Below are 4,229 nucleotides of genomic sequence, written 5' to 3'. Positions count from 1 at the left end.
CCGGTCTTGTTGGCTCGGAGATGTGTATAAGGGACAGACACAATCGGTAACGCGAGGGACATTTTCGCGGCACATGGGGGGCGCACCTTCTCGTCCTGTCAGCCCGGAAGCCCCGGGCCTCGGCGACACGGGCCTTCGTGGGGGGCAAACCCCTCCCAGTCGGTCCCCCACGGTGTCCACGTGTCGCCAGGCCCCGGCTTCCGGGTGCGGTCATCCCGCGCACCCCGCGCGCACCCACTGGAGGAGAGCGTCACCATGAAGCGCCACCTGTTCACGCTGGGCCTGCTGCTGTCCGTCCCCGCCTTCGCCGAAAACACCACCACCGCCTCTTCTCAGGAAGCGCACCGGCCGCCGCACGAGCGCAAGTCCCCGGTCCAACTGCTGCTGGAGCACCGCCAGGACCTGGCCCTCTCCGACACCCAGGCCGCGGGCCTGGAGCGCATCCAGGCGGCGCTGGAGGTGAAGAACGCGCCCCTGATGCAGTCCCTCGAAGCCCTGAAGCCGGCCCGTCCGCCCGGGGACGGGACGCGGCCCCAGGGCCCGCCGCCCGCCAGCGGCACCCAGGAGGACGCCACGCGCCGAGCGAACCGGGAGCAGGCCCACGGCCTCTTCGACCAGCTGCGCACGAACGTCACCCAGGCGTACCAGGAGGCCGAGCAGCTCCTGACGGACGCCCAGAAGACCCAGGCCCGGACGCTCCTCCAGGCGGAGATGGCGGCCCACCGGCCGGGGCATGGAGGCCGGGGCGGTCCGCCCCCTGGTGAGTAGCCCCGCAGGCCCGGGCCCGGCCCCCCGTCCGCTTGAGGGGGGCCGGAAACCCGCCGGTTGGAATGTCGTTTCCTGAAAGTCACGAACTCCCCGTCAGGATGTCAGAGGCTCCCCGTATGTTTCCGGGAACATGGGGGCGCAGATGCAGACGATGTTGGTGTTCGTACCGGTGGTCCTGTTGGTGGGGGCCGTGTTGATGATTCCCCGCTCCCGTCGCCGCGTGCGGCGGTGGAAGGTGCGGGCCGGGTAGGGCGGATCCGGGCTCCGGATCCGACCCCCCAAAAGGGGGTGACGGGGAATGATCAGGGGGACCGAAAACGTATGCTTGACTGAGGCGTGCGGGCTCGGTACAAGCGGCCTCACTGAAGCAACGGCGGGCCGCCAAGGGCGGATAGCTCAGCGGTAGAGCGGCGCCCTTACAAGGCGATGGTCACAGGTTCAATCCCTGTTCCGCCCAAGAGATTTTGTGGGGAGTTAGTTCAGTTGGTTAGAACGCCGGCCTGTCACGCCGGAGGCCACGGGTTCAAGTCCCGTACTCCTCGCCACTAGAGAGGCCCGGAACCGAAAGGTTCCGGGCCTTTCGCTTTTCTGGCTGCCCGCTGCATCGCGCGCTCCCGGGCCTCCGGTGCGAAGTGGGCGTCGCCGATGGCGGCATGGCTCCCCCACTCCCGCGCAGCCGAAGCCCCGCGCAGCCGTCAGGCGCGCGTCAGCGTGAGGGCCCGCCCTTGGCTGTTCCCTTGAAGTCAGCGGCGGCCCGCCGTGCCATCCGCCCCAGGCGGTGGAGAGGTCGCGCGACTCCGCCAGTCCACTCGCGGCGTCTTCTCCTTCAACGGCTCCTTCCTGGCCTCAGCCTGGGGCGCCGCGCTCACCGCGTTCCGCACCTGCTTGGGGGAGCACTCAAAGGCACCCGGGGGATGCCCGCAGTCGATTACTGCATGGCCCAGACCGACCCACGCCTGATTTGAGAAAGACCGGCCCGCATTCACTCTCTCGCCTCCAATTCATCGGGCCGTGATGGTCCGAACCGAAGGAGGGGGAACATGAAGCGAATCCAATGGTACGTCATGGGCAGTGTCCTCACGGCCGGTCTCCTGGGGCTCGCGCACGAAGCCTACGGTGAGGCGCCCGAGGAGGACCTCTCCATGCACTCGCAATGCAAGCTGCGCCTGCTGAAAGGCAGCTACGTCTACGCGAACAGCGGGTTCTATTTGACGGGAGGCGAGCGGGTCCCCTTCGCGCAGGCGGGGCGTGAGGTCTTCCAGGGAGACGGCACGTTCACGGGCTCGGCGACCGTCAATACCAATGGGGTGAGCTCGCGCATCGTCTACTCTGGCACCTACACCCTCGACTCCAATTGCCGCGGCACCGCGAAGACCACTGACAACACCGGCGTCACGGATCACTACGACTTCTTCGTCACGAAGAACGGGGAGACCCTGACCTACGTCCAGACCGACCCCGCCTACATCACGGCCACCTTCGAGGTCCGACGGGACGACTGACGTTCCTGGATGCCGCCGGGCAGAACAGACGCCCGGCGTCCCAGGCCCCTCCGCCAGTCCATGGCCAGCCGCTTCAGGCATATCGACGGGAGCGAAGCCATGGTCAGCTCCCTGGGGCTGGTGCTGCTGGAGTTCGCCACGGGGCGACACCTCGACTACCCGGGGAATCTCAAGGTGGAGGACGAGTCTCCTCGCCTCTCGCGGGAGCAGGGCCAACGCGTGCTCGCGGCACTGGCCACGACGATGGACATGAACCTGCCGCCTTTCGTGGAGGACGCCGTCCAGCGCGCCATGGTGTTCAGTGGGAAGGACGTGAAGGAGGCCGCGTTCGGGCTGTCCACCTCGCTGCGCTCCGTCTTCCTGCGGTTGCTGTGCCGGGAGCCCGCGTCTCGCTACCCGACAGCGGCAGCGCTGGAGCTGGAGTTGCGCGGGCAGCTCGCGCGGCTGGGGCCGTACAGCGCGGCGGATGCGGTGAAGGAAGTAGAGACCGCCCTCTTTGAAGGCGGCGAGGCCATGGAGGAACTGAATCTGCTGGAGGACGAGGGCGGCATCGTCCCGGCCTTTCCGCCGCGGAGTCAGGACTCCATCCCCACGGAGCCGCGCCCGCTGCGAAGCGCGGACGAGACGACGACAGAGCCGGGACCGGGCGCCTTGCGCCTGTCACGGCATTAACAGTCGCCGGCTCGACGCAGCCGACCTTCACCCCTGGGTAGCAGCGCGGGCCCTGCGGGAGCCGGGCTGAATGTCAGACGTGTGTCCTTTGCTCTCCTCGGAGGTGTCACTCCCAGGGGGCGTGGATGCGAATGACGCGAAGTGGGGCTGTCTGGCTGTGGCTGCTGTTGCCGGTGGCCGCATGGGCCGAGGACGTCCCGGAGGTGCCGCCCGAGGAGGAGGAACAGCGCCCCCTGGACGAGGCCTGGCGCAACTTGCTGCGCGTGGAGGCGACGACATTGTCCTTCCTGCCGCGCGCGGGCGTCGGCACGAGCGAGGGCTTCCTCCAGGTGGAGCCGACCCTCATTCTCGACGGAGGCGCGGAGTTTGGCCTCAACCTGGGCACGCCCGTGCGGTTGCGCCTCTGGGGTGGTGGAGGGGCCGCGGGCTTCGTGCGGAAGGAGGACTGGGACAGCCTCTCAGACTTCGGACAAGTGGTGCGCGGGCTCAAGCTGGGCTCGAACGACGCGCCCGTGGGCGTCTGGTTCGGCGCGCTGGAGTCCTACAGCCTGCTGTCCGCGCACCTCGTGCGGCGCTACTCCAACCGAAGCAATCCCGACTACCACCCAGCGGGCGGCTTCCTCACCGGCACGCTGGGGCCCCTCTATACGCAGGCGTTCGTCTCGGACGTGCTGGGCGCGCGACTCATGGGGGCGGAAGTCGCGCTGGACCTGGAGCACGTCCTCTTCGGCCAGCCCCGCGCGCAGGGCCGCTACACGCTGGCACTGTCGGCGGTGCATGACTGGGGGAAGGCCGGAGGTCGTGCGCCACCGGTGACGCTGGCGCACCTGGACGGCACCGCCGTGGTGGTGGTGCGGCCGGGCTTCGAGGCCCACCTGCATGCCGGTTGGGGCGGACGGCCCGGTGTGGGCGGCGCATGGGGTGCGGTGGTGGGAGCGGGCGCGGATGCGTTGACGCCCACGTTGGACATGCGGCTGCGGTTGGAGGTGCGCAGGCAACACGGCGGCTTTCGTCAGGGCTTCTTCGGCCCGGACTACGAATTGGCGCGCTTCAAGGCGGCGGGGCCGGAGGGATTTCCGCTGGCGGAGACACCCTTCCCTGACGGGTATTCGGCCCATGGCGAGGCGGAGGTGGGCTGGGACGCGGTCCGCCATGGCGGCCTCTCCAAGCACCTGAAGGTGTCGCTGGGCGCGGAAGCCTTCTCGTGGGGCCGCTTCGACGTGGACGGGCGCATGGCGGTGCAGCTCTTCGCGCGCAGCCTGGAATTGACGTTGAAGGGACTTGGGG

The 4,229-nt window shown here is 68.9% G+C and carries 4 protein-coding genes and 2 tRNA genes; all 6 read left to right on the top strand.

The window, feature by feature from the left end:
• Nucleotides 1-255: 255 nt before the first annotated feature.
• On the top strand, nt 256-768 hold the full coding sequence (locus D7Y13_RS39195; RefSeq protein ID WP_120584201.1) for a Spy/CpxP family protein refolding chaperone: 513 nt from the start codon (nt 256-258) through the stop codon (nt 766-768).
• 385 nt (nt 769-1,153) lie between these two features.
• Nucleotides 1,154-1,225, top strand: a tRNA-Val gene (locus D7Y13_RS39190).
• Between the two features lie 11 nt (nt 1,226-1,236).
• Nucleotides 1,237-1,313, top strand: a tRNA-Asp gene (locus D7Y13_RS39185).
• Between the two features lie 495 nt (nt 1,314-1,808).
• Nucleotides 1,809-2,270 carry a hypothetical protein gene (locus D7Y13_RS39180; protein WP_120538362.1) on the top strand — a complete coding sequence of 154 codons (462 nt, stop codon included), beginning with the start codon at nt 1,809-1,811 and terminating at the stop codon, nt 2,268-2,270.
• Between the two features lie 99 nt (nt 2,271-2,369).
• Entirely contained in the window at nt 2,370-2,942 is a 573-nt protein-coding gene (locus D7Y13_RS39175; RefSeq protein WP_120584202.1) for a serine/threonine-protein kinase, read from the top strand.
• 125 nt (nt 2,943-3,067) lie between these two features.
• On the top strand, nt 3,068-4,229 hold a 1,162-nt coding region (locus D7Y13_RS39170), incomplete at its 3' end, for a hypothetical protein (protein ID WP_120630987.1).

This window comes from Corallococcus praedator, assembly GCF_003612125.1.
GTDB classification, from domain to species: Bacteria; Myxococcota; Myxococcia; order Myxococcales; family Myxococcaceae; genus Corallococcus; species Corallococcus praedator.
Note: the sequence above shows the minus strand (reverse complement) of the source record. Positions and strands in the feature narration are given on the sequence as shown.

What these genes read in the sequence shown, in the direction of transcription:
- D7Y13_RS39195 (WP_120584201.1), top strand. Translation starts at nt 256, where the DNA reads ATGAAGCGCCACCTGTTCACGCTGGGCCTGCTGCTGTCCGTCCCCGCC.
- D7Y13_RS39180 (WP_120538362.1), top strand. Translation starts at nt 1,809, where the DNA reads ATGAAGCGAATCCAATGGTACGTCATGGGCAGTGTCCTCACGGCCGGT.
- D7Y13_RS39175 (WP_120584202.1), top strand. Translation starts at nt 2,370, where the DNA reads ATGGTCAGCTCCCTGGGGCTGGTGCTGCTGGAGTTCGCCACGGGGCGA.